This window comes from Kitasatospora sp. NPDC004669, from assembly GCF_040609455.1.
Lineage (GTDB): Bacteria > Actinomycetota > Actinomycetes > Streptomycetales > Streptomycetaceae > Kitasatospora.
The window spans coordinates 118,981-142,340 of the sequence record NZ_JBEXKB010000015.1; the positions used below are offsets into that span (position 1 = coordinate 118,981).

The window sequence follows — 23,360 nt, forward strand, 5'->3', positions numbered from 1 at the left end:
GCGCGCCCCCCCCGCCGGCGGCGCCCCCGACGACAGACCCTGGATCATGCTGTCGGCTCGGTGGTGAGAAGTGCCGTGATCTCGTCCGCGAGGTGCGGGCCGAGCTCGCCCCAGCCGTCCTTGTAGCCGTAGACGCCGGCCAGGGTGCGGGCCTCGTAGTCGCCGTTCATGATCTCGATGTCGTCGGGGGTGATGAGTGCCGGGTGGGCGACGCCGACGGCCGCCGAGACCTTCATCAACTCCTTGCGCAGGGTGCGCAGGTAGGCAGCGGCCCGATCGGCCTTCGAAGCCGGGTCGAGGCCGCGGGCCAGCCACGGGTTCTGGGTCGCGATGCCGGTGGGGCACTTGTCGGTGTGGCACTTCTGCGCCTGGATGCAGCCGATCGACAGCATCGCCTCACGGGCCACGTTGATCATGTCGGCGCCCAGGGCGAAGGCGACCGCGGCGTTCTCGGGCAGGCCGAGCTTGCCGGAGCCGATGAAGGTCAGGTCGTCGGTCAGACCCAGCTCGGCGAACGTGCCGTAGACCCGGGAGAAGCCCATCCGGAACGGCAGCGACACCGAGTCGGCGAAGATCCGCGGCGCCGCCCCGGTACCGCCCTCGCCGCCGTCGACGGTCACGAAGTCGACCCCACGGTCACCACGCGCCATCAGCGTGGCCAGCTCCTGCCAGAAGCCCATCTCCCCCACCGCGCTCTTGACCCCGACCGGCACACCGGTCTCGGTGGCGAGCAACTCGACGAAGTCGAGCATCGAGTCGACGTCGCTGAACGCGGTGTGCCGCGACGGGGAGGCGCAGTCCTCACCGACCGGGATGCCGCGGATCCCGGCGATCTCCGGGGTCACCTTCGCGCCCGGCAGCATCCCGCCCAACCCCGGCTTGGCGCCCTGGGAGAGCTTGATCTCTATCGCCTTGACCGGGGCGCCGGCGACCACGTCCTTGAGCTTGTCCAGGTTGAAGCCGCCGTCCTCGTTGCGGCAGCCGAAGTACGCCGTGCCGAGCTGAAGGACGAGGTCACCGCCGTTGCGGTGGTACGGCGAGAGGCCACCCTCGCCCGTGTTGTGCATCGCGCCTGCCAGCGCCGCCCCCTTGTTGAGCGCCGTGATGGCCGCGCCGGAGAGCGATCCGAAGCTCATCGCCGAGATGTTCACCACGCTCGTCGGCCGGAACGCCTTCGCGCGCCCGCGCGGCCCGCCCAGCACCTTGGCCGAGGGCAGTGGAGCGAGCGGGTCGTGTGCGTCGGGCAGCGCGCCGGCGAACGTGCGCTGCTTCAGGTAGGCGTGCCCCTGTACGTGCTCGACGTCGACTTCGGTGCCGAAGCCGAAGTAGTTGTTCTCCTCCTTCGCCGACGCGTAGATCCACGTGCGCTGGTCACGACTGAACGGGCGCTCCTCCTCGTTGGAGGTCACGATGTACTGCCGCAGCTCCGGCCCGATCGTCTCCAACAGGTACCGGGCGTGCCCGATCACCGGGAAGTTCCGGAGCAGTGCGTGCCTCTTCTGGACGAGGTCGCGGGCAGCCAGATGCGCCACCGCTGTCGCGGCGGCCGCGCCGATCTTCCGGGCTTGCATGGACGTTCCTCCTCGATGCACGGCTCCATCGCCGTGCGGTGGAGCCGTTGGGTCGTCTTGGCTGTTGGACGGCGGGCACGCGGCCGAGCGGGCGGCAGCGTCCGTCGATGGATGCGGAACGATGTTAAGAGGCCTCGCGGAGAGGCCTGCGGCCAGGGGGCTGCTCCGGGGTCCGGCTTCGCGCGGGGCGATGGGATGGGCGCCGGCCTCCGGCGGTCAGGAGCCGCTCCGTGATGAGGCCGCACCCCAAGGGCCTCATTGCCGCACTCGCGTCCCAGCAGTTCCAGCGGCTCCAGCAGTTCAGCGCGCCTCTCCGAACTCACCGTCAGAACAGCCACGTTCTGGCTGATTTCCGAGGTTGAACCGGAATTCGTGCGCGACCCGTTTACGGTAGGGAGAGGGCACGCCTCAGGCCCGCCGGCCCTGCGAGGCCGGCCTGAACGTGCCCGCACGACTCCCGACGAAGAGGACTTGGAGTTCGCCATGAGAACACTCAGACCGCACACACTGCCCGTACGCCTGCCGGCCCTGAGGCTTTACCGTTCCTTACCCTTGGAGTTACTGTGACTTCAAAGCACGTCTCCGTTGCCATCGTGGGCGCAGGCCCACGCGGTCTCAGCGTTCTGGAGCGAATCTGCGGGTTACCGCAGATCCACTGGGACAGCCTGTCGATTCACCTGATCGACCCGAATCATCCAGGCTCGGGGACCCATCACCCGAGCCAGCCGAGCTATCTGCTCATGAACACCGTCGCCGGTCAGGTCACGATGTTCCGCACCGGCGACTCGAAAGCCGCCGGGCGGCCGATCTCCGGCCCCAGCCTGGCCGAGTGGGCCGACGCGCCCGAGAACACCTACCTGCCGCGCAACGTCCTCGGCCGCTACCTGGCCCACTCCTACCGGATACTGCGCCGGCAGGCCCCTGACACGATCAGGATCCATGAGCACCGGGCGACCGCCCAGACGCTGCGGGCGCTGAGGGACCGATCCTGGGTCCTCAACCTGTCGGACGGCGCGATCGTCGCCGCGGACTTCGTCTTCCTCACCACCGGACACGGGACGAACCACCCGACGACGGAAGACCAGTCGGTCCAACAGTTCGTCGCCGACCATCGCCGGGCCAACCCCCGGCTGCGCTACATCCGAAGCTGCTATCCGCTGCAGAAACTCGACACCATCGAGCCCGGCGCGCGCGTCGCCGTGCGCGGTATGGGGCTGTCGGCGATCGACGCGGTCGCCAGTCTGACCGTCGGACGCGGCGGACGGTTCGTGCCGGGATCGAACGGGGAGCTGATCTACCGTCCCAGTGGGGACGAGCCGCGGATTCACGTCTACTCGCGCAGTGGCCGGATCTTCTCTCCCCGGGCAGTGAACCAGAAGACGCCGGCAGACGTTTACCGGCCCTCGTTCCTGACTGCGGACGAGCTGCGGAATCTGCGTCTGACCAACGGCCGGCTCGACTTCGAGAGCCACCTGCTTCCACTGCTGCGGGCCGAACTGCGAACGGCCGCTGAATCGGTCGGCGGAATATCGGATCTCCGAGAAGTCGAGTCCGTACTTCGCCGACCCGAGCCGGGCCGGGCCAGGATGCTCGGGGAATACCAGTCGGCACTCGTCGATTTCCTCGGCACGGACGAGCGTCGCGCCGCCGAGGGAAATCTGAGGAACCCGGTCAAGGCGGCCGCCGACGCCCTGCGCGACCTGCGGGACGAGCTCCGGCGGGCCATCGAGCACCGAGGCCTGACACCGGCCTCGCACCAGAGGTTCTGCCAGGTGTACGCCCCGATGCTGAACGCGGTGGCGGCCGGACCACCCGCCTCCCGATCGCGCGAGTGGCGCGCGCTGTTCGGCAGCGGGATCCTGCAGCTCGGGGCGGGACCGGGGGCAACGGCCCGACTCGACTCGGACAGCGCCGGGTTCGTCCTCGAGAGCACTCTGCAGACTTCGCCGTCGACCCGCTGTGACGTGCTCGTCGGAGCGAGTGTCGATCCGTTCCTGCCGGAGCAGGACACCTCGCCGCTGACGCGGTCACTCCTGTCCGCCGGACACGCCCGCCCCTTCGCGAACGGCTGGTTCCGGCCCGGTGGTTTCGACATCGACACCGCCGGGCGTCTGATCGACGCGGACGGCTCCGTCGTGCCCAACATCTGCGCGCTCGGCCACATCACCGAAGGCCCGCACTACTTCACCAACATGCTGCCGGCTCCCGGAGTCGACTCCCGGATCACCGCGGATGCCGCCGCGGCCGTCCAGGCCATGGTCGACCACCTGCTGGGGCCGCAGCGATCCCCGCAGCACTCGACCACCGCAGCGGGCCCGTCGCCCCTGCCGGAGCGGCAAGCCTGACGTCCGCCCCGATGGTCCTCCCCCGCCCTCGGCCGGGGCCCTCATCTCCCCGGCCTGAAGGCCGGGATTTCCTTGGAGACAACCATGACCACCACCCAGCAGGGTGTCCGATGGATAGCGCCCTTCACGGCAACGGGCGGCCACGTCACGCTGATCCCGCTCGAAACCGAGCACGAGGCCCAGCTCATCGAAGCCGTCGAGGACGGCAAGGTCTGGGACACCTGGTTCGCCGCGGTGCCCTCCCCCGACGGCATGCGGCAGGAGATCGAATGGCGTCTCGGACTCGCCGAGGAGGGCCGGATGGTGCCCTTCACGGTGCTCGACGCCCACGGTCGGATCGCGGGCATGACCAGTTACATGAACGTCGACGTCGGCAACCGCCGGTTGGAGATCGGGCACACCTGGTACCGCAGGAGTGTGCAGCGCACCTCGCTCAACACCGAGGCGAAACTGCTGCTGCTCAGGCACGCCTTCGAGCAGCAGGACTGCATCGCGGTCGGCTTCCGGACCGCCTTCTTCAACGCTCCGAGCCGGCGCGCGATCGAACGACTCGGGGCGAAGCTCGAGGGCGTCTGGCGCAACCATCTCATCCTGCCGGACGGGACCCTGCGGGACACCTGCTACTACAGCGTCATCAACAGCGAATGGCCTGCGGTGAGGCGACACTTGACCTGGATGCTCGACCGCGCCGGCACGTCGCCGGCGGCTGAGCCGGCGTCCGGTTCGCCGTCCGAGTCGGCATAGTGTCGCGTGATCCTGACGCCACCCCCGGGTCGATGTCGCTGAGGGCCGAGACCGCCGTCTTCCTGCTCGGCCTGTGCGCGCTGCTCAACATCTACTCCACCCAGCCGTTGTTGCCCGATCTCGCCCGGGACCTGCACGTACCCGTCGAACAGAGCACCTGGACCATCACCGCGACGACACTGGGCGTCGCGGTGATGGCCCCGTTCGCCGGATCGGTCTCGGACTACCTGGGCCGCAAGCGGGTGATGGTGACGGCGATCGCCGCGTCGCTGGCCGCCACCCTCGCCTGCGCGGTGGCCTGGAACTTCGCCGCCATGCTGGTGTGCCGGTTCGCTCAGGGCCTGTTCATCCCGTTCGTCTTCGCGGTCGCCGTCTCCTACATCGCGGAGGAGTGCACCGGTCCGGCGGCGCAGGGGGCGAACGCCCTCTACGTCTCCGGCACGGCGTTCGGCGGGTTCTGCGGGCGATTCCTCTCGGGCGCGGTGACGGCGCACTTCGGTTGGCGGTCCTCGTTCATCGGGATGGCTCTCGTGCTGCTCGTGACACTGGCGGTGACCGCGGCCTGGTTGCCCCGGGAACGGCGGTTCCAGCGTTCGGACTCGCTGCTGGCCAGCGTGCAGGGCATCGGCCGGCACTTCGGCAACGTCCGGCTGCTCGGCACCTGCTTCATCGGGGCGTCGATCCTGTTCCTGCAGGTCGGGTCGTTCACCTACGCGGGGATGTTCCTCGGCGACCCGCCGTTCGAACTGAGCAGCTTCGAGATCGGCGCGGTGTTCGCCGTCTTCCTGGTCGCGGTGGTCGTCACGCCGCTCACCGGCCGCCTGATCAGCCGCATCGGTCGGCTCAGAACGTTCGTCCTGGTCAGCCTGGTGTCCCTGGCCGGTCTCGGTTTCACCCTCGTCCCGTCCACCCCGGCCGTGATCGTCGGCTTGGCGGCCTCGTCGACCGGAGTGTTCTCCGGCCAGGCCTGCGCCATCGGCTATGCCGCCGAAGCCGGCGGGCCCGCCAGGTCCAGCGCGGTCGGGCTGTACCTGACCTCCTACTACGCCGGCGGCAGCATCGGCGCCGTCGCACCGTCCCCTCTCTACACCGCCGCCGGGTGGAGCGCGTGCGTCGGCCTGCTGGCCGCTGTGATCGGCGCCGGCGTCCTGGTGGCGCTCGCCGTCTGGTCGGCCGGCACCGGCCGACCCCATCGAATCGAGGAGCCCGCTTATGACTGATCTGACTGCCCGGTCCGACCTGCGTCCGACCGACCTGAACAGCCGGGACACGTTCTACTGGCTCTGCCAGCTGGACAAGGCCTCGACGGTCATGACCGTCGAGGAGGGGATCGCGCCGCGGGACGTCGGTGCCCGGACGGCCGCCGCGATCGCCAAGGTCGCCTCCGACGCCGAAGCGCCCGGGGCCGACCGGCCGACCGACTACCTGCAAGTCGAGCCGCTGGTACGGCGGTTGGTGGGACCGGACAGCTCCCGCATCCACTCAGGGCGGAGCCGTCAAGACATGCTGCCCACCGTCTACCGGCTGCTGCTGCGAGATCGCCTCGTCCTGGTCCATCGCGGGCTCGGTGAGCTGCGCGCCGGCCTGCTCACCCTCGCCGAGCGGTACGGGTCGGCGATCGTGCCTGCTTACACCAACGGCGTCCAGGCCCAACCCACCACCTTCGGGCACCTCCTGCTCGGTTACGAGGCGACCCTTCGGCGCTCGGCCCTGCGCCTGACCGAGGCCTATCCACGCGTCAATCTGTGCCCGCTCGGGGCGGCCGCCCTGGCGACCTCGAGCTTCCCGGTCGACAGGATGCGGTTGGCCGAGCTGCTCGGCTTCGACGCGCCCGTGCAGAACTCCTTCGACGCGGCCCAACTCTCCCCGATCGACGTCGGGTTCGAGGTGGCGGCGAGTGCGATGACACTGGCGTTGTCGATCGGGACGTTCATCCAGGACGTGCACGCGCAGTACCACCACGCGCGGCCGTGGATCACCCTGGACAACGCCGACCTGCTGAGCCCGAGCACCTTGATGCCGCAGAAGCGCAACCCGGTCGCGCTGAACCGGGCGCGGTTGCTGGCCAGCGAGGTGATCGGCGACGGGGTCTCGACGGCGCTCGCCGCGCACAACGTGTGCTCGGGGCTGACCGACTACAAGCGGGCCGAGGCGCAGCGAACCCTCGACCGCACCATCGCGCTGCTCGGGGAGGTGAACGCCATCGTGGGCGGGCTGCGGCTGGACGAGGAGGCCGCCCTCGACGAGGTGCGGTCCGACTACTCGACGACCTCGGAGTTGGCGAACGTCCTGCAGCGCGACTCCGACATCCCGTTCCACGTCGGCCATCGGTTCGCCTCCGCTCTGGTCACGTACGGGCGCGGCGGTGGACTGACGGTGGAGCGGCTCGACTTCGCCGAGGCCAAGCGGCTCTATCGCGAGATCGCGGTCGAGTTCGGCATCGTCGGCGATGAACTCCCGATGACCGAGGCACAGTTCCGTGCCGCGCTGGACCCGGTGGCCATGGTCGCCTCCTACCGCGGACTCGGCGGCCCGCAACCGGCCGAGTTCCAGCGGATGCTCGCGGCGGCGCAGGAGGCGGTGCGGGCCGACACGTCGTGGATCGACTCGGTGGCAGGGCGCCTGAGTGCGGCGGAGGCCGCGATGGAGGCGAGCTTCGGCGAACTGGCCGGGTGAGCCGCGCGCGCGGGCGGACGTCCGGCCGACCTTGATCCACCACCGTCACCGGTGCGTGGATCCGGGCCACTTGAGCTCTCCACGACAGGGCTCGCCCGAGCCGCAGTACGGACAGGCCGACGCCGACCAATTGTCATGACTGAAACAGCATTCGTCCGGGCATACCATCGATAGCCCACCGACGGGCCCGGCTGAAGCTCCCCCACGAGCACAACCGGGCCCTTGGCCGGCGACCGGGCCTGGGCGTGACTCCCCCCACGGAGTGACGGCCAGGCCCGCCTCTGTTCTACCAGCGACACGCAGCGTACATGTCATATCCACGTAACGCTACCGCGCGGCACCGGACACCTGGCGGCCCGGCAGGAATCCGCCGCTCGGCACACCAGCGCCACGGCGGCGGCCGACGCCGCGCCCGCGAACTCACCGGCCACCAGCAGCCACCCGGCCCTCCTCGCGATCGCGGGCCGCACCCCCCGCGGAGCCGACCGGGCCCGCCCGCCCTGAGGGCAGGCCCGGGGCCGTCGGCCGTCAGCTGACGGCCGCCGTGGCAGCCGTGGCGACGGTCACCGCGGTGATGGCCGCGACGGCGACGCGCATGTTCCGGATCGCCTGACCGACGGACTCGCCCGCCCAGTCGCCCGCGGCGATCTCCGCGAAGCGCAGCTCGACCCGCGCGCGGGGGAGGTCGGGGAAGGCCAGACCGTGCAGCCGGGCGGCGTGCAGCAGGGCGATCAGGGTCGCGGTGCGGACGTCGGGCGCCCGGTGATGCCGGATCACGGCGGCCAGCCGCCCGCGCAGTTCACGCTCGACGGAGCCGTCCGCCTCCGGATAGCGTCGGACCGGGAAGAGACCGAGGAGCCGGTGGCGCTCCTCGACCACCAGGCCGCGCTCGCACAGCCGCTGCACGGTGGCACGGACCGCCGTGGGGTGGTCCTTGGTCAACCAGTCCGTCGCCTTCGCCTTGCCGGGAGCCTTGCGCCCGACCCACTCGGCGAGCCGCTCCAGGCGCTCGTCGAGCAGCGGGTCGCCGGTCGGGGCGTGGTCGGTGACGCTGAGTCGGCCTTCGTCGAGCGCAACCCGGCCGGCCAGCGCGAGGTCGGCGAGGAGGCCTCCCGCCACCGCCCATCCGGCGCTCGAACCGTCCTTCGCCACACCGGACTCGTCGTCCAGCGAGAGCAGCATCAGCTCCTCGGCGAGGGTGACGTGCATGTGCCATTCCTTTCCCTGTTCGGACCGGCCACCCGGTGCGCCTGCCAACCGCCGCGCCTGGGTGTCCTCAGCCAGCAACGCCCGCCCGCCCGGCCCGGTTCCCCGGCCGCCTCCGCGCCCGGACGGGCGCGCCGGAACCGACCTCGGACCTGCCACGAGCGGCGAGCGCCGAGGCCCGCCGTCGCTCCTCCACGGATGGCTCGACCGCACCGTCACCGGTCAGGATCCGCACGGGGAAGAGGGGCTGCTCCCGCACCGGTTCGCCGACTCCGCGTCGTGATGGCGCGGGCGGTACACGACCCTCTCGGGCGCTGTGCCCGCATCACTCGCCTCGCGCCGTCACGAGCCGTCACACGAACGACACCCGACCCGCGCAGAAGTCTCGCGCCTGCCGGGTGTCGCGAACCGGCCCGATCTGCGTACGCTCGCATCCGATCCGGCCCGGCCCACGGGCGGCGTGGCAGTCACCGCCGGGATCCCGGTCACGCCGCACCTACGGAAAAGATCCCATGAGTTACTGCACGCCCTGCCAACGCCACCTCAACGGCGCGCTCTCCTGCCCCGGCTGCGGCCTGGCCGCCGAGCCCGCGCCCGGGGATGCGGCGCGCCATCGACCCACGCGGCCGAGCGAGGTCTCATCCACCGCGTCCGCACCGCCATGCCGCTCGGCCGGACGGTCGGCTCGGCGGCGGGGTGGCCGGCCGCGGGGCACGGTCCTGGCCGTGTCGGCGGCGGGGGTGGTGGTCTGCGGGCTGGCCACCGTCCTGCTGGGCAGCGGCAGCTCGGACGGCGCGGTGGCCCCGGCCTCCACGGACGCCGAGTCACCCTCGCAGAACGCCGCGGCCACCCCCGGTGCCCCGGCCTCACCGGCACCGGCCGCCACCACGGCCACAGCCACGGCCCGCCCGCAGCCGTCGGCCACCACCACCCGGCCCAAGCCGTCCAGCGGCACCACCTCGGCCGCAGCGTCCGTCTCGGGCCCACCCGCATCCTCCACCTCCCCTCTTCCGGCGGACCCGCCCGCGAAGCCCTCCCCGAGCACGACCAATCCGAACACCGGTCCCGTTCCGTCGCCCTCCGCCACCCGGCACCCGACCGCCCCGGCAGCGACACCGAGCTGTACCGGTTTCCTACTCTGGTGCACCTGAGCAGAGAAGCCGTTCGGCACCGGGAGGCTCCACCGATACCAGGCGAGGGTGGGCGCCCACGACGTCATCGCTTCCATGGAGCCCGCGCTGCGCCCGCCTTCGCCGACGGGCTGCCCTGACCGGGACACGTGGCTCGGGGGCGGGCGGCCGCGGATGCCGTCGGCGTCCTCGGGTGCCCGGGCAAGGACGCGCCGGCGCCGGACTCAGCACGACCGCGCCGCCACAGGCCGGAGAGGCACCGGCGTCGACGTCCCGATGTGGCAGTCGGCACGGCGGAACTGTTCCGCGACCCGTCCGCAGCCGGGGCACTCCCGCAGGTGCCGAGCCAGCTCCCGACCCCGCCGACGGCCCGGTCGGCGCGCGGCGCCGGTCAGCACCGACGTGAAGTACCGGCACTCCTGCCCGGTGCCCTCGTCCAGGTGCGCGCTCAGGTACGCCTCGCGCAGCCCCGCGCGGGCACGGGCCGCGAGGGAGCGCACCCCGCTCGGGGTCATGCTCATCCGCTGGGCCACGGCGGCGGCCGACTCGCCCTCCACCACGAAGAACCACAGCAGCACCTGCCACCGCTCGGGGAGGGCGCGGTAGGCGCCGGCTATCAGCGCCGTCTCCTCGGCCGCGAGCAGCGCGTCCTCGGTCGCGGCCTCGTCGGCCAGGCACTCCGCCCACGTGTGGAAGTCCGCCGCCAGCACGACGCGGTCCCTGGTCTGGGCGCTCCACTCCATGGCGGTCCGGCGGACACAGGCCTTCAGGTAGGGGCGCCAGGCATGTCGCGGTCCGCGGCCGCGGGCCACGGACTGGTAGGTGCTGGCGTAGGCCTCGGCGGCGAGGTCCTGCGCGGTCTGCTGGTCACGGCAGAAGCGGCGGGCATAGGCGAGCACGGCGCCGTGGTGCCGGGTGAACACCTCGGCCATGACCTCCCGGATGCGGGAGCTGCCGGTCGGGGTCGGTGCGGCGAGCACCTCCGCGAGTTCGGCGTCGCTCAGGGCGCTCAGTCCCGCTTCGCGGGTGCTGGTCAGAAGGGTCACCTTGTCCTCCTCGACTATGGCCTTCGTCCGGCGGGGGGGGTTCGCGGGCCCGGCCGGTGTGGCGGCCGCGGGGCCGGAACGGGGAACTGCCCGGACGAAGGGCGCGACGGCGGGTCTGCTGCCGGGGCCGTCGGGACGGTGTGGCGGGAAGGGCCACAGCACACCAGTCCCACGGGTTTCGGGGCAACCGTCCGAAAGCAGTCGCGCGCCCGGTGATTCCGGATCCGAATGTGCGAAATCCGTGTGCGGGGCGGCCGACGGGCCCGGGGTGGCATCGGACGGGCCCCGGTGGCGGCCCGTCGGCGCCCGCCGGGTGCCTGGCGAGATCTCGTCAAGTGCGGCGGCCCATGGATAACAGAAAAGGTCATACGGCATTCGCATGCTTGAACGCGGCCACGCCCGAGCGGTCGTGACACCGTGCCAGTTGACCGTTCCCGCGTCCGACTTGGGGGCGGGCGCGCCGCGCCGGTGGACCAAAGGGGCGAGGGTTCCCACCGGGCCGACCCGGTGGGAACCCTCGCCCTGTCGTCACTGTTGTCGCCGGTCACCCGCCTTCGGAGTGCTGGTGCTCGTCGTCGTTCCCGTGCTCGTTCCTGTGCGTGTCCTCGTGCGCGCCCTCCTGTGCGTTCTCGTGCCCGTGCGCGTGGCCGCCGGTGTGGTCGGCGCCGCCGACGATCGTTCCGCCGAGCAGCCCGTGCAGGAGGTCCGTGGTGGTGTCCGACAGCACGACCACCCACTGGTCACCCACCAGGTACGAGCCGCCGTACGCCTTGGCCTCCTCGATCCAGGCCTCCTGGGCGCGCGGTGTCGGGAAGGTGGCGATCCAGATCTCCTCGTCGCCGGAGGTGCACATGCCCTGCCGGAGGTCCGCCGCGTCGGTGGTGATCTCCGCGGCGCAGCCGATCCGCCGGGCCAGTTCCTCCACGGAGCTCCCGCCGGGGCGCTGGGCGGCCTGCGAGGCTCCGGCCAACCCGCCGTTGCCCCAAAGGAGTTCGACGGACCCGAGGGCGAGCAGGAAGATCAGCGCGGCCCACTGGAGCACGGTGCGGACGTGCCGGCCGGGAACGACCGGCACGAGGGTGACGCCCGGAATCCTCACTTGCCGGTCGCCGGCTTGCCCTGCGGGTTGATGGCCGTCCATTGGTTTTCGGCCATTCCGTTGCCGAGGGCGTCACCGTAGCCCTTGTCACCCGAGTAGACGTACACGGGGGTGCAGTTGATGCTCAGCTGCCAGGTGCCGTCCGGTCGCTGCATCTTGCCGATGAGCTTCGGGTCGATGCCCTTGATCTTGCCCGGGTCCACGGGCGGCGCGGGCATCCAGGTCTTGAGGCAGTCCCCCTCGCAGTTGGAGCGCATGGGCCAGGCAGTGTCCTTCCCGTAGTGGTACAGGGTCCGGCCGTGGGCGTCGACCATGATCGGGCCGAGCTGGGGGTGGACGAAGATCGAGAGCTGCACGCCCGCCGGGGGCTGCTGGGCCGGGGGCTGCTCGGACGTCTGCGGCATCGGGGCGGCCGTGGCCGTCGCCGTCGGGGACGCCTGAGCACCGGCACCACTCCCAGCACCGGCACCGGCACCGGCGGCCTTCGTTCCGTCCGGAGCCAGGGCGTGCCAGGTGCCGCCCACGCCCTCGCCCTTGGTGTCACCGGCCGCGGTGTCCTGCGCGTAGCGGTAGGCGGGCCAGCCACCCACCGTCAGCTGGTGCGTGCCGTCGGCGCGGACGATCTCGCCGAGCTTGGCCGGGTCGATGCCGGTGCCCGCCATGGTGCCGGCGTCCTTGATGACGGGCGGCCAGGCGGTGGCACAGGCGCCGGAGCAGTTGGACATCGGCGGCTTGGCCGTGTCCTTGTCGAACCGGTAGAGCGTGAATCCCTGGCCGTCCGTCAGGACGGAGCCGAGCTTGTCGTCCACCCGGACGGCCAGCATGCCGCTGGGCCGGCCGCTGCCGGCCCCGGCCGCCGACGAGGGCGAGGCGGAGGCCGACGATCCGTAGTCGCCGTAGGAGCCGTAGCCGCCGGCCGGGGCCGGCGCCGTCGCGCCGGCCAACGCGGGGTCCGTGGTCCCCTTGGACGGGTCGGCGCCGCTGCTGCCGTTCCCGAAGGCCGCCATGAGCACGAGACCGGCCAGCAGGAGGCAGACCGCCACCAGGCCGTACCGTTTCGTCGTCGTCGTCAAGATCTTCCTTGCCTTTCCATCGGTGGAGCCTGGGCTTTTTCGAGGAATTGCGGGCCCGGATCGGGTGCGGTCCGGGGGTGTTCGGCGGCGCGCGCGGCGCGCCGGCTCGGCTGTTCACTGGATTCAGGACTCACTCACCGGATCCGCCGCTCACTGGATCAGCGGCTCACTGGATCCGCAGCGCCAGGGCGGGACACCGGTCGACCGCGCGGGCCGCCTGCTGGAGCAGCTGCGGCGGGACGGGCATCACGCCGGCGGCGGGGAACCCGTCCGCCTCCAGGCTGATGACCTCGGGCAGGACGCTGGTGCACAGCCCGTGGGCCTCGCAGAGCGTCCAGTCCACGACGATGCTTCCGGCGCTCTCCGTGACCGGCATCGGGAGCACGCCCTGGACGGGACGGCCGCAGCCGTACCGCTGCGAGTGCAGTTCGAGGTCCTCGTCGAAGACCTCCAGGGCCGAGGCCACGAACCGGGAGGCGGCGTCGGGGTGGCTGCACGCCCCCCGTCCGGTGACGGCCCGCATCCGGGACTCGACGCCGTCGAGGGCGGCCCGGCCGCCGCCCCGCACCACCTCCTCCAGGGCTTTGACCAGGGCGGGCAGTCCGAGGTAGCACGGCCCGCACTGGCCGGCCGTCTCGTCGGCCATCCAGCGGGCGACCCTGAGCGCCTCGCCCAACGGACAGGTCGTGTACGGCAGCGGCAGGATCGCGCCGGCGCCCAGGGCCCCGCCGAGACTCCGGAAGGACTGGCGCGACACCTCGGCCGTGGCAGCGGCCGCCGGTGTCAACCACGTGCCGTGGTAGCCGCCGGTCAGGACGCCCTGTCCGATGTCCAGGCCGAACATCGCGAGCAGGTCGCCGAGCGGAACGCCGGTGGGCGTTTCCACCACCCGGGAGCCGGCGAGGGTCAGCAGGACCGTCCCGGGCTCCGACGGAGTGCCGACCTCGCGGTACGGCAGCGCCCCGAGGCGGGCCGCGACCGCGAGCTGCGCGTAGGTCTCGGCGTTGGACAGCAGGGTCGGCATTCCCCGGACCCCGCTGTCGCTGGTCCGTACGCCGCCGCCGCGCGGGAGGGCGATCCCGCTGGTGATCCCGCGGGCCAGCGCACTCCCCTCGCCCGAGACGAACCGCTCGGGGAGCCGGACGACGGAGACCGGCACCCGGGTGGTCCTTCGCTCGGCCAACGCCCTGCGCAGGGACTGCTCGGTGTCGGCCCGGGTCACACCGAGCGCCACCTGCTCGGCGTCCAGGGCGTCGGCCGCCAGCAGGGCACCGTCCAGGACGAGGTGGGGGGTGCGCAGCAGAAGTGCGGCGTCCTTCAGACAACTCGGTTCTCCTTCCGTTCCGTTGACCACCACGACCGGGCGGGTCCGGCGTCGGGCGGCCGCCTTGACGACGGCCCGGAGCTTGCGGGCGAACGGGAATCCGGCTCCGCCCCGCCCGCGCAGGTCGACGTTCTCCGCCAGGTCGGCCAGCTCGTCGGCCGGCAGCGCCGGCATCCCGCCGTGAACGACCAGGTGTGCGCGGTGGTCCAGGCGCTCGTCGCGCTCCAGGCCCGCGAACAGGACCGGCCGGCCGAGCCAGGCGATCGGCGCTCCGCTCATCCGTCCCGCCGCCGCCGTCCGGTGCCGCCGCCGGCCCGCGGCCGGTCGGCCGCCTCGGGCCGACCGGGGCCGGCGGGCCGGAGGGGGCCGCCGGGTCGGCGCTTGTTCCCGCAGTCCCGGAGGGCCAGCCGCAGCCCGAGCGCGATGATCACGCCCACCACGGCCACTCCGTAGAGGACGGAGACCCAGGGGGCGGGCAGCCGGCCCGCGTGCAGGCCGTGGATCAGTGCGGCGCCCCACGCCGGATAGGCGCAAATGTGGACGATCCGCCACCGGCTCGCCTTACCGGTCCGGGCCAGCAAACCGCGGGCCGCCCCGGCGAGGGCCACGGCCAACAGCACGTAGCCGGCCAGGACCCCGAGGCCGAGGAGCACCGGCCGATGCCCGTCGGTGAACGGCACGAAGGCCGGGAGTGCGCCGATCCGGTCCTGGATCAGGTTCATCCACACGTGCAGGACGAGGAAGACGACGCCCGCGACGCCCATCGCCCGGTGGATCGTCTGGGCGGCCAGCCGGTGCACCGGGTACAGCAGTAGCCGGTCGGTCGCCGCGAGTCCCCAGAGGACGGCGGAGGAGAAGGACACCAGGGTCATGACCCCGGCGGCCACCCCGAGGAACGCCTGCAGCGCGCCGTTCACGATCACGGCCGTCAGACCGAGCCCCACCGCCAGCAGAGGGAGGAGCGACCACGCCCTGCGCGCGGCCCGGCCACCGGGTTCGGGCAGGTCTCCGGTAGTCCCGGCCTGCGTCCGCTGCCCGCCGGCGACCCGGCGCACCTGGCGTCCTCGGCCCGCCCGGCGCGCCCCGCCCGCCCGCGCCGGCCCGGCGGCCGAGTGCCAGGACAGGCGTCCTTCCTCCGTCAACATCGCTGAGCCCTCCGGGCTTGTGGGGGTCATCCGCAGCGACGCCCCTCGTTGATGCAGCTCACCATCTGGTCCAGCAGGTTCCGGTTCATCACGTTGACGAAGTCCCCGTGGTCGGTGATCGGGTTGTGGAGTTGCTCGAGGAAGGTGTCGACGGCGAAGCGCACGCCGGTCGGCACGTCGTAGGCGATGCGCTCCACCAGCTGGGGGATCGCCCGGAAGTTCTTCGGGCAGCTGCCGTCCGCCTGGGAGAAGGCGGTGTGGGTGCGGTGGTTGGCGCTGTCGATGTTCCTGCCGTCCCAGCAGTCCGGGAACTTCAGGGTGCGTACGACCCGGCTGCCGTTCGGGCAGATCGGGTACTTGTCGGCGAGCTGGCGGTCCTCGAACCCGGTGCAGCTCCACGAGGCGTGGGCGTTGGCCGGGCCGTTGGTCAGTGCCTTGGCGTCGCCGGTGATGATCCGCAGGAAGCGGGTCATCGGCTGAACCTTGTTCCCGGCGGCGGAGCCGTACGTGATCCCGACCTCGGCCGGCTGCAGGATGCGTCCCACGTTGCGGTCCTTCCCGCCGCCCGGCGCCTTGGCGTCCTTCTCCGCGGCGCCGTCGAGGACCCGCAGCACCGGCCAGTAGTAGGCCGACTGGTCCCCGTTGGAGCAGGTGGTGCCGGCGGCGGCGAGCTTGCCGTTGGCGGAGAACGCGTCGGTGACGAGGTTCCCGACGTAGTCGTGCATGTGGTGGGCGCCGTTGCTCACCCCGGGCGCCACGATCACGTTGTCGGGGTTGAGGTGGCGGTTCTCGTTGCGTCCGCACTGCGAGGTGAAGGTGCCGGTGGCCGGCCCGGTGCGGGCGGGCTTGGCGGTGTTCGGGGTGACGGTCCTGATGTCGACGAAGCCGCGTCCCAGGCCGGACCGTCCACCGTTCGACGCCACGTTCCGCTCGGCCGCGCCGTTCTGGGCCGGCGCGCTGCTCCCGCCCTCGGGGGCGTAGTCCTGGGCGGAGGAGTCGAGCACCAGGTCGCGCCGGATCGCGCAGTTCGCGAGTCCGGAGACATCCTGGGGCAGACCGGAGTCGAGGCCGGTACTCGCCGCGAGCTTCTGCAGGGTCGCCGACCGTTTCTGGGCCAGGTCGCCCATGACGCGCTGCTCGCCGCCTCCGGAGCCCGGCTCCGAGAGGCTGCGGTAGGCGTCCGCCACCTGGACGTCGAGGTCGGCGAGGTCCTGGTCGACGTCCGGCTGGGCGGCCTCGGGCACCGAGGCCAGGGCCGCGCCGACGTCCGCACAGGCGACCGTGCCCTGCTGGGAGGCGGCCTGCGGGGAGGCGGTCGACTGGGACCGCGACGGGCGCTGCCCGGCGAACGCGGCCGCGGCGAGCACCGAGGCGCCGCTGACCGCCACTATCCCGGCCAGCAGAAGGGCGAGCACCTTCCGCTTGGCCGTGTCACGTTTGTGAATCCTCATGTTGGCACCCTCGAAACGGGATCGGGCCTGTCGGACAGGCCGTGGAAAGCCTCTTTTGCCGCGGGTGTCCGGGCAGGCGTCTAGCGCTGCGCCGCCGGCCCCGACGCCGGGCTCGAGATCGAGCTCGGAGCGGACGCGCCGGTCGGCGGTCCGGAGAGGTCACCGAATTTCACCAACCCGGTTTGCTCCAGGACCGTCATGTGGTCCAGTACGGTGGAGTTGGCGGTGGTCGCGAGATCGCGGACCGTGGAATTCTGGGTACCGGCGCGCACTTGGGCGACCACCGCGAACACCTGACCGTGGGCATTGCGCACGCTATTCGCGAACAGCCGGTCGAATTCGGGCCCCTGAGCGTCGTCCAACTGTTTCAGCCACGCCTTCTGCTGGGCGGAGGGCTCGTCGGGGACGCCCAGGCCCAGGGTCCTGGCCGTGTCCAGCACGACCCGGTCGAGGTCCGTGTGCCCGTCGATCAGGTGCTGACCGGCGGTCCTGACCTCGGGGGTTCCGCCCTTGGCAACGGCCATCCGACCTGCGGGGATCTCCCACAGCCCGGCCAGCCGGACCCGTTTGACGAAGTCCCGGTCGAGCGGCGTCAGGGGGCCGGACGGCGTCTGCACCGTCCCCGGCGACTCCTCCGCCCGCGCAGTGCGGTACGAGCCCGCCGAACGCACGACGGGAACCACCAGGGCCGTCACCGTGAACACCACGGCCACGACCACGAGAAGGGTGGCGAACCACCGCGGAAGTCTGTTCGCCCGGGGAATTCCGTAGACGGCCCTCCCGGGTTCACGCTTCTTCCTCGAAGATGACATCGGCTTCCTCATCACGCGGGGATTCCGTTCACCGCCACCGGGCGGAACAGTTCGACGGCCAGCGCACCACGAAACCTCCCGGGAACCGCCGGCCGCTGTCGGGCCGGTCGTCATGAAAAGAGGACGGTTCCGGGGTTTCGTCCCGCGACTTTGCTGATCCTTTGCCGAATGCAAGCGGTGGCGCCGCTCCGGGGCGCGTTTCCCGACGCTTGTTCGATAATTCGTCAGCATGTGCGAGACGCCTGCGGAAGGCCACTGTGGCGCGCGGCCCGACAGGCGGTACATTGCCCTACCGGTCGGTACCGCGAGGCACCGCGCCGCCCCCCTGTGCCCCCTTGTACCGTCCGGACCCGAGCGAGGCCATGTGCGACTGAACCTCAATCAACTGGCGATATTCGCCAAGGTCATCGAATGCGGCGGCTTCTCGGCGGCGAGCCAGGTCCTGTTCCTGAGCCAGTCGTCCGTATCGAAACAGGTGCAGAACCTGGAAATAGCCCTGCGGACCCAGTTGATCGACCGTTCGGGCCCGAAGATCCGCCCGACCCTGGCCGGCGAGGTCCTGCTCGCGCAGTCCAAGGAGGTGCTCGCCCTGGCCGACCAGGCCGTCACCGCCGTCCAGGCCGCAGCCCTCCTGCTCGAGGACCCACTGGTGATCGGCAGCACCAGCACGATCAGCGGGCACTTCCTGCCGTCGGTCCTGCTCGAACTACGGCAACGGGTGCCCGACGTCGAGTTCAGCCTCGTCGTCGACAGCGCCGACCGGCTGACGGACGCACTGGAGGAGGGCCGGATCGGCGTCGCGCTGAGCGGCAACCCGCTGCCTCCCGGGCGGTACCGGTCGGAACGCCTCGCCGGCGACGACATGCTGCTCGTCTGCCCGGCCGACCATCCACTGGCGGGGCAGGGGGTCACCCCCGCCGACCTGTCGGACGAGACCTTCCTGCTGCGCGAGACCGGATCACGGACGCGCCGTCAGCTGACGGACCTCCTGCACGGCTGGGAGCTGTCCGGTGCCCGGAGGCTCGACCTGTGGGGCACCGAAGGCATCAAGGAGGCCGCGCGGATCGGCCTGGGGGTGGGGCTGGTGGCGCGCCGGTCCGTGCGACTCGAGCTCCGGCACGGCGTACTGGCCGAGCTGCGGATCCACCCGGCACCCGAGCGCCGAACCGTGACGGCCGGCTCGACCCTGGCCCGCCCGCTGACGGCGTACGAGCACCTGCTGCTCCTGGTCCTGCGGGAGGTCGCCCGGGTGCCGGTGGGGGCGTGATCTCCCACCGGTCCACGCGGGCACGCTGCGATGGCACAGGCTCATGGGCGCCGAGTTGGATCAAGTCGTCCGACGGACTTCCACTCCGTCACATGCTCGGCGGGTTCTGGCCCAGGTAGCGAAGGCCCTGCTTGAGGTAGGCCCGTGGGTTGGTGGCCAGATGGCGGGCCCAGCTGGGCTTGGTCTCGCCACGCAGGTGGGCGTAGCAGGCCAGTGCGTAGCCGAACATCTGCTCGCTCAGGTAGCCGAGCCGCGAGTACGACCAGCCCCGCTTGCTCTGGCTGAAGTTGAAGGCGGAGTTGGCGGTGAAGATGCCGAGGCCGAAATAGACCGTCAGCAGGTCGGTGAGTGGCTCGTGGTCGCGCCGGTCGCTGGGGATGCGCTGCTCGTCGAGGAGGCGGACGTGGCCCAGCTCGTGGGCGATGGTGGCGACCAGAGCGACCGGACGGGCGGCTTGACGCTGGTCGATGGCGATCACCGGGCGCCCGTTCTCACGCCGGTAGTGCCCGGCGGCGGAGCGGGACTTGTGGGCGAGGTTGAGGTCGGCCACCATGGCCTGCTCGCCGTCGTCCGGCTCGATCTCGATCGTCAGGCGGTTGGGCGCCACGTCCAGGTATCCGCAGAGCTGGGCGATCACGCTCCGGATGTCCTCGTCGGAGCCCTCGTACGGCCCCGGGAAGAACTCGGCGGTCGGCAGGACCGGAGCGCGGTTCAGCACGTCACGGCCGAACTCGGCTGTCAGCCAGGCCATGGACTCCTCTATCCAGACCCGTTCGTCCGGCCCGACCGGGCACTTCGGCGAGAACAGCGCCATGACACCCCCAAGTGATCACGGCCATCATGCACCACGGGCGGGCAACGGCGACGACCGCCCTGCCCAGACGCCCGCCTCCCCACTCGGCGCCACCCTCTTGACCGGACAGCGGCCCGAGCACGGCTGACGGGCCGAGAACGGCTGACGGGCCGTCCGGAGCGGACGGCCCGTCGGTTTGCGACCTGTCGGTCACGGGGCCAGGCCGTCCGGGCTCCGCCGGCTCACCAGGCGGGCGCCGTCCGGCGGGAGGTCCACGACCTCCTGTCCGAAGACCCGGTTGATCGAGCTGCCCCCGTTCAGCGAGATGTCGGCGCCGTAGACGTGCAGGGCGGGTTTCACGGTCTACCGCCCCACCCCGGTGAGCGCGCGGACCTCGAGCTCCTCGAAGCCGCGCCGGTCCGACTCCTGGTCGCGACGGCGGCGGCTGCCGACCAGGGAACCGAGGACCGCGGCCGCGAACCCGATCGGGATCGAGATGACGCCCGGATTCTGCAGCGGTATCGGTGCAGTGGTGGTGCAGGAGATCAGCGCCGTGGCGTTGCCGACCTGCTTGCTGGACGCCTCCACCCCGCAGTCCTTCGCCTGGGCGGCCGTCAGCTTCACGGCGTGGACCGTACCGGTCGCGCCGCCCCAGCAGATCGGGGAGAGCAGCACCAGGCCGATCGAGCTGACCAGGCCCGCGTAGATGCCGCACTTGGCGCCGACGGTGGTGAAGCGCTTCCAGAACAGGGTCAGCAGGATCGCCGGCAGGTTGGCCGAGGCCGCGATGGCGAAGGCCAGGGCCACCAGGAACGCCACGTTGAGATCCCTGGCGAAGATCGACAGGGCGACCGCGACCGCGCCGATGACCACGGCGGCGATCTTCGCCGTGACCAGCTCCTGCCGCTCCGTGGCCCTGCCCTTGCGGATGACGCTGGCGTACAGGTCATGGGCGAATGACGACGACGAGGTCAGGGTGAGCCCGGCGACGACCGCGAGGATGGTGGCGAACGCCACCGCCGCGACGAAGGCGAGCATCAGGGAGCCGCCGGTGGTGCCCGCGCCACCGCCGAGGTGCTCGGCCAGCAGGGTGGCCGCGGTGTTGCCCGACGGATCCTTCTCCTTGATCGTCGCCGTGCCGACCAGCGCGGCCGCGCCGAAGCCGAGCACCAGGGTCATCAGGTAGAAGACCCCGATGATGCCGATCGCCCAGTTCACCGACTTGCGCGCGTCGCGGCCGGTCGGGACGGTGTAGAAGCGGACCAGCACGTGGGGAAGCGCCGCGGTGCCCAGCACCAGGGCGATGCCGAGGCTGACCAGGTCGAGCTTCGACCAGCCGTCGGTCGACCCGTACTTCAGGCCGGGCTGGAGGAAGGCGTCACCCTTCTTGGACGCCGTGGCGGCGTCCCCGAGCAGGTGGCTGATGTCGAACCCGTACTTCGCCAGCACCCACAGGGTCATCATGGCCGCGCCGGCGATCAGCAGCACCGCCTTGACGATCTGCACCCAGGTGGTGCCCTTCATCCCGCCGACCACGACGTAGACGATCATCAGCGCACCGACCCCGACGATGGTCCAGATCTGCGCGGAGGCGCCCTTGACGTCGAGCAGCTGCCCCACGATCGTCGCCGCGCCGACCATCTGCGCGATCAGGTAGAAGATCGAGACCACGATGGTCGACACGCCCGCGGCGGTCCGCATCGGCCCGCTGCGCAGCCGCGCGGCCAGCACGTCGGCCATGGTGAACCGCCCGGTGTTGCGCAGCAGTTCGGCGACCATCAGCAGCGCGACCAGCCAGGCGACCAGGAAGCCGATCGAGTAGAGGAAGCCGTCGTACCCGGAGAGCGCGATGATCCCGGCGATGCCGAGGAAGGAGGCCGCGGACAGGTAGTCGCCCGAGATCGCGATCCCGTTCTGCAGCGCGGAGAACTGGCCGCCGCCGGTGTAGAAGCCGCCGGTGCCCCGGGTGCTCCGCCGTGCCCAGAGGGTGATGACGAGGGTCACCGCCACCAGGGCGACGAACAGGCCGATGGTCAGGCCTTTGTTCGATGTCGACTGCGCCGCTGCCGCGGCGACCGGAAGGTGCTGTGTCATGCCTGGTTCTCCGTCAGTTCCTGGTCGCCGCCGCGGCCGGCCGGGGCCGGGACGGTCGGATGGGTCGCCGCCACGCTCCGCAGGGCCGCGGCCAGCGGGTCCAGCCGTCGAGCGGCGAACCGGCCGTAGGCCAGGGCGATGCCGAAGGTCGAGACGAACTGCAGCAGTCCGAAGACCAGGGCCACGTTGACGTTCCCGACGACCTTGGCCGCCATGAAGCCGCGGGCATAGGCCGAGCAGAGTACGTACGCCAGGAACCAGAGCAGGAACGCCGCCGTCATCGGGAACACGAACCTGCGGTAGGTGGCGCGCAACTCGGTGAATCGCGGATCGTCGCCGATCCAGGGTGTGTCACCGCGCGACGACGCGGCCGGGTCGATCATGGGAATCCTTCTGAGCGGTGCGGAACTTGCCGAAGGCCCGACCGTAGGAGTCCGTGGTAGACAAGCGATCAACGCGCGGTCAGCGGCGGTCCCGGCCCGCGCGGCCGGGGAGCGTTCAGCGGGCCGCGGTGGGAGGTGGCAGGCGCAGGTCCGCCAGGTCCGGGGGTACGGCGGAGTCGGGGCGGAAGAACGGGGCGAACTCCCCGTCAGTCGCGGTGGCGGGTGCGTCGGTGAGTCGGAAGCGGTCCCGCAGCCGGCCGTAGAAGTCGGTGGGCTGGAGGCGGATGAGCCGCACGCGTTGCGGGGCGCGGTAGACGCCGATCCAGTCGCCCGGGTCGATGATTCCCCGCAGCTGGCCGTCGATGCTGACCGCGGCGCGGCCGGAGTGCGGCAGGATGCGCAGCGCGATCGGTTCGTCGGGGGCTGCGACGACGGTGCGGTTGAAGGTCATGTGGGCGGCGATCGGGGTGAACACCACCGCGTCCATGTGCGGGGAGAGCACGGGGCCGCCGGCCGCGAAGCTGTAGGCGGTCGAGCCGGTGGGCGTGGCGACCACGAGGGCGTCGGCCGAGTAGGCGGCCAGCAGCCTGCCGGAGATGTAGACGCCCGCGCTGAGCTGGCGGTCCCGGGCGAGCTTCTCCAGCACCACGTCGTTGAGGGCGTTGACGTCCAAGGCCACACCCCAGCCGTCGCCCTCGGTGTGCTCCGACCGCACCTGCGGTGGCGGCAGGGCGGGGCCGCGTCCGTAGCAGAGGAAGGCCTCCATCTCCGCGGGCACCTCCGGCGGCCTGGAGGCCCGCATGGTCAGCGTCATCCGCTCCTCGACCGGGGCGTGGCCGGCGTGGACGGCGTCGAGGGCGGTGGTGATGTCGCAGGCCGGCACCTCGGTGAGGAAGCCGACCTTCCCCAGGTCGACGCCGAGCACGCTGGCTCCGGTCTTCACGGCGATCCGGGCGCCGCGCAGGAAGGTCCCGTCCCCACCGAGGGTGACGACCAGGTCCGGGTCCCCGGCAGCGTGGGCCTCCTCGCGACCGGAGCGGCGCCGTCGCTCCTGCGACCAGACGTCGATCTCGGTGCAGGGGACGTCGTGCGCCTCGCACCAGGCGTGCACGGCGCCCGCGGCGTCGCGGGCGGCGCCGCGGCCCTGATGGACGACCAGTCCGACGCGGTGCACGGGCATGGAGGACCTTGTCTTGTTGCC

20 protein-coding genes are annotated in these 23,360 nt (G+C 71.6%); 5 read left to right on the forward strand and 15 right to left on the reverse strand.

The window, feature by feature from the left end; translation table 11 throughout:
- Window positions 1-44: 44 nt before the first annotated feature.
- On the reverse strand, window positions 45-1,571 hold the full coding sequence (locus tag ABZW30_RS15660) for an FMN-binding glutamate synthase family protein (RefSeq protein WP_355671628.1): 1,527 nt from the start codon (window positions 1,569-1,571) through the stop codon (window positions 45-47).
- Window positions 1,572-2,164: 593 nt separating this feature from the next.
- Here ABZW30_RS15660 and ABZW30_RS15665 point away from each other — a divergent pair.
- The 4 genes from ABZW30_RS15665 (at window position 2,165) to ABZW30_RS15680 (ending at window position 7,336) form a co-directional block, all read left to right on the forward strand.
- The gene (locus ABZW30_RS15665) at window positions 2,165-3,916 is read left to right on the forward strand and encodes an FAD/NAD(P)-binding protein (protein ID WP_355671679.1); all 1,752 of its coding nucleotides are present in this window, start codon (window positions 2,165-2,167) and stop codon (window positions 3,914-3,916) included.
- 84 nt (window positions 3,917-4,000) lie between these two features.
- Entirely contained in the window at window positions 4,001-4,660 is a 660-nt protein-coding gene (locus tag ABZW30_RS15670; RefSeq protein ID WP_355671629.1) for a GNAT family protein, read from the forward strand.
- Window positions 4,661-4,692: 32 nt separating this feature from the next.
- The gene (locus ABZW30_RS15675) at window positions 4,693-5,880 is read left to right on the forward strand and encodes an MFS transporter (RefSeq protein ID WP_355671630.1); all 1,188 of its coding nucleotides are present in this window, start codon (window positions 4,693-4,695) and stop codon (window positions 5,878-5,880) included.
- Window positions 5,873-7,336 carry a lyase family protein gene (locus tag ABZW30_RS15680; protein WP_355671631.1) on the forward strand — a complete coding sequence of 488 codons (1,464 nt, stop codon included), beginning with the start codon at window positions 5,873-5,875 and terminating at the stop codon, window positions 7,334-7,336. The genes ABZW30_RS15675 and ABZW30_RS15680 overlap by 8 nt, the downstream gene beginning before the upstream one ends.
- A gap of 528 nt (window positions 7,337-7,864) precedes the next feature.
- On the opposite strand, the gene ABZW30_RS15685 is transcribed toward ABZW30_RS15680, so the two are convergent.
- The 9 genes from ABZW30_RS15685 to ABZW30_RS15725 all read right to left on the reverse strand — a co-directional run bounded on the left by ABZW30_RS15685 (window position 7,865) and on the right by ABZW30_RS15725 (window position 17,523).
- Window positions 7,865-8,545 (reverse strand): GPP34 family phosphoprotein, encoded by a 681-nt coding sequence (locus tag ABZW30_RS15685; protein WP_355671632.1) that lies wholly within the window; start codon window positions 8,543-8,545, stop codon window positions 7,865-7,867.
- A 514-nt stretch (window positions 8,546-9,059) separates the two neighbouring features.
- Window positions 9,060-9,542, reverse strand: a complete 483-nt coding sequence (locus tag ABZW30_RS15690; RefSeq protein ID WP_355671633.1) for a hypothetical protein — start codon at window positions 9,540-9,542, stop codon at window positions 9,060-9,062.
- Window positions 9,543-9,896: 354 nt separating this feature from the next.
- On the reverse strand, window positions 9,897-10,718 hold the full coding sequence (locus ABZW30_RS15695) for a sigma-70 family RNA polymerase sigma factor (protein WP_355671634.1): 822 nt from the start codon (window positions 10,716-10,718) through the stop codon (window positions 9,897-9,899).
- Window positions 10,719-11,262: 544 nt separating this feature from the next.
- Window positions 11,263-11,793, reverse strand: a complete 531-nt coding sequence (locus tag ABZW30_RS15700; protein WP_355671635.1) for a hypothetical protein — start codon at window positions 11,791-11,793, stop codon at window positions 11,263-11,265.
- 20 nt (window positions 11,794-11,813) lie between these two features.
- On the reverse strand, window positions 11,814-12,890 hold the full coding sequence (locus ABZW30_RS15705) for an SCO0930 family lipoprotein (protein WP_355671636.1): 1,077 nt from the start codon (window positions 12,888-12,890) through the stop codon (window positions 11,814-11,816).
- 166 nt (window positions 12,891-13,056) lie between these two features.
- On the reverse strand, window positions 13,057-14,493 hold the full coding sequence (locus ABZW30_RS15710; protein WP_355671637.1) for an NADH-ubiquinone oxidoreductase-F iron-sulfur binding region domain-containing protein: 1,437 nt from the start codon (window positions 14,491-14,493) through the stop codon (window positions 13,057-13,059).
- Entirely contained in the window at window positions 14,490-15,359 is an 870-nt protein-coding gene (locus ABZW30_RS15715; RefSeq protein ID WP_355671638.1) for a hypothetical protein, read from the reverse strand. Before ABZW30_RS15715 ends, ABZW30_RS15710 begins: the two co-directional genes overlap by 4 nt.
- Window positions 15,360-15,385: 26 nt before the next feature.
- Window positions 15,386-16,810, reverse strand: a complete 1,425-nt coding sequence (locus ABZW30_RS15720) for a DUF1996 domain-containing protein (RefSeq protein ID WP_355671639.1) — start codon at window positions 16,808-16,810, stop codon at window positions 15,386-15,388.
- Between the two features lie 80 nt (window positions 16,811-16,890).
- Window positions 16,891-17,523 carry a DUF4142 domain-containing protein gene (locus ABZW30_RS15725; protein ID WP_355671640.1) on the reverse strand — a complete coding sequence of 211 codons (633 nt, stop codon included), beginning with the start codon at window positions 17,521-17,523 and terminating at the stop codon, window positions 16,891-16,893.
- A 463-nt stretch (window positions 17,524-17,986) separates the two neighbouring features.
- On the opposite strand from ABZW30_RS15725, the gene ABZW30_RS15730 reads away from it, so the two are divergent.
- Entirely contained in the window at window positions 17,987-18,889 is a 903-nt protein-coding gene (locus ABZW30_RS15730) for a LysR family transcriptional regulator (RefSeq protein WP_355671641.1), read from the forward strand.
- Between the two features lie 88 nt (window positions 18,890-18,977).
- Here ABZW30_RS15730 and ABZW30_RS15735 read toward each other — a convergent pair whose 3' ends face one another.
- The 5 genes from ABZW30_RS15735 to ABZW30_RS15755 all read right to left on the reverse strand — a co-directional run bounded on the left by ABZW30_RS15735 (window position 18,978) and on the right by ABZW30_RS15755 (window position 23,339).
- Window positions 18,978-19,640 carry a hypothetical protein gene (locus ABZW30_RS15735; RefSeq protein ID WP_355671642.1) on the reverse strand — a complete coding sequence of 221 codons (663 nt, stop codon included), beginning with the start codon at window positions 19,638-19,640 and terminating at the stop codon, window positions 18,978-18,980.
- 252 nt (window positions 19,641-19,892) lie between these two features.
- A complete protein-coding gene (locus ABZW30_RS15740; RefSeq protein ID WP_355671643.1) occupies window positions 19,893-20,042 on the reverse strand; it encodes a hypothetical protein in 150 nt (49 codons plus the stop codon).
- A gap of 3 nt (window positions 20,043-20,045) precedes the next feature.
- Complete coding sequence (locus tag ABZW30_RS15745; RefSeq protein WP_355671644.1) at window positions 20,046-21,776, reverse strand: cation acetate symporter; 1,731 nt, start codon at window positions 21,774-21,776, stop codon at window positions 20,046-20,048.
- Window positions 21,773-22,159, reverse strand: a complete 387-nt coding sequence (locus ABZW30_RS15750; protein ID WP_355671645.1) for a DUF485 domain-containing protein — start codon at window positions 22,157-22,159, stop codon at window positions 21,773-21,775. The genes ABZW30_RS15745 and ABZW30_RS15750 overlap by 4 nt, the downstream gene beginning before the upstream one ends.
- 115 nt (window positions 22,160-22,274) lie before the next feature.
- Window positions 22,275-23,339 (reverse strand): NAD(+)/NADH kinase, encoded by a 1,065-nt coding sequence (locus tag ABZW30_RS15755; protein ID WP_355671646.1) that lies wholly within the window; start codon window positions 23,337-23,339, stop codon window positions 22,275-22,277.
- Window positions 23,340-23,360 lie beyond the last annotated feature (21 nt).

Coding starts and splice junctions, on each gene's coding strand:
- ABZW30_RS15660 (WP_355671628.1), bottom strand. CDS start 1,571: ATGCAAGCCCGGAAGATCGGCGCGGCCGCCGCGACAGCGGTGGCGCAT.
- ABZW30_RS15670 (WP_355671629.1), top strand. CDS start 4,001: ATGACCACCACCCAGCAGGGTGTCCGATGGATAGCGCCCTTCACGGCA.
- ABZW30_RS15675 (WP_355671630.1), top strand. CDS start 4,693: ATGTCGCTGAGGGCCGAGACCGCCGTCTTCCTGCTCGGCCTGTGCGCG.
- ABZW30_RS15680 (WP_355671631.1), top strand. CDS start 5,873: ATGACTGATCTGACTGCCCGGTCCGACCTGCGTCCGACCGACCTGAAC.
- ABZW30_RS15685 (WP_355671632.1), bottom strand. CDS start 8,545: ATGCACGTCACCCTCGCCGAGGAGCTGATGCTGCTCTCGCTGGACGAC.
- ABZW30_RS15710 (WP_355671637.1), bottom strand. CDS start 14,493: ATGAGCGGAGCGCCGATCGCCTGGCTCGGCCGGCCGGTCCTGTTCGCG.
- ABZW30_RS15715 (WP_355671638.1), bottom strand. CDS start 15,359: ATGTTGACGGAGGAAGGACGCCTGTCCTGGCACTCGGCCGCCGGGCCG.
- ABZW30_RS15720 (WP_355671639.1), bottom strand. CDS start 16,810: ATGAGGATTCACAAACGTGACACGGCCAAGCGGAAGGTGCTCGCCCTT.
- ABZW30_RS15735 (WP_355671642.1), bottom strand. CDS start 19,640: ATGGCCTGGCTGACAGCCGAGTTCGGCCGTGACGTGCTGAACCGCGCT.
- ABZW30_RS15745 (WP_355671644.1), bottom strand. CDS start 21,776: ATGACACAGCACCTTCCGGTCGCCGCGGCAGCGGCGCAGTCGACATCG.
- ABZW30_RS15750 (WP_355671645.1), bottom strand. CDS start 22,159: ATGATCGACCCGGCCGCGTCGTCGCGCGGTGACACACCCTGGATCGGC.
- ABZW30_RS15755 (WP_355671646.1), bottom strand. CDS start 23,339: ATGCCCGTGCACCGCGTCGGACTGGTCGTCCATCAGGGCCGCGGCGCC.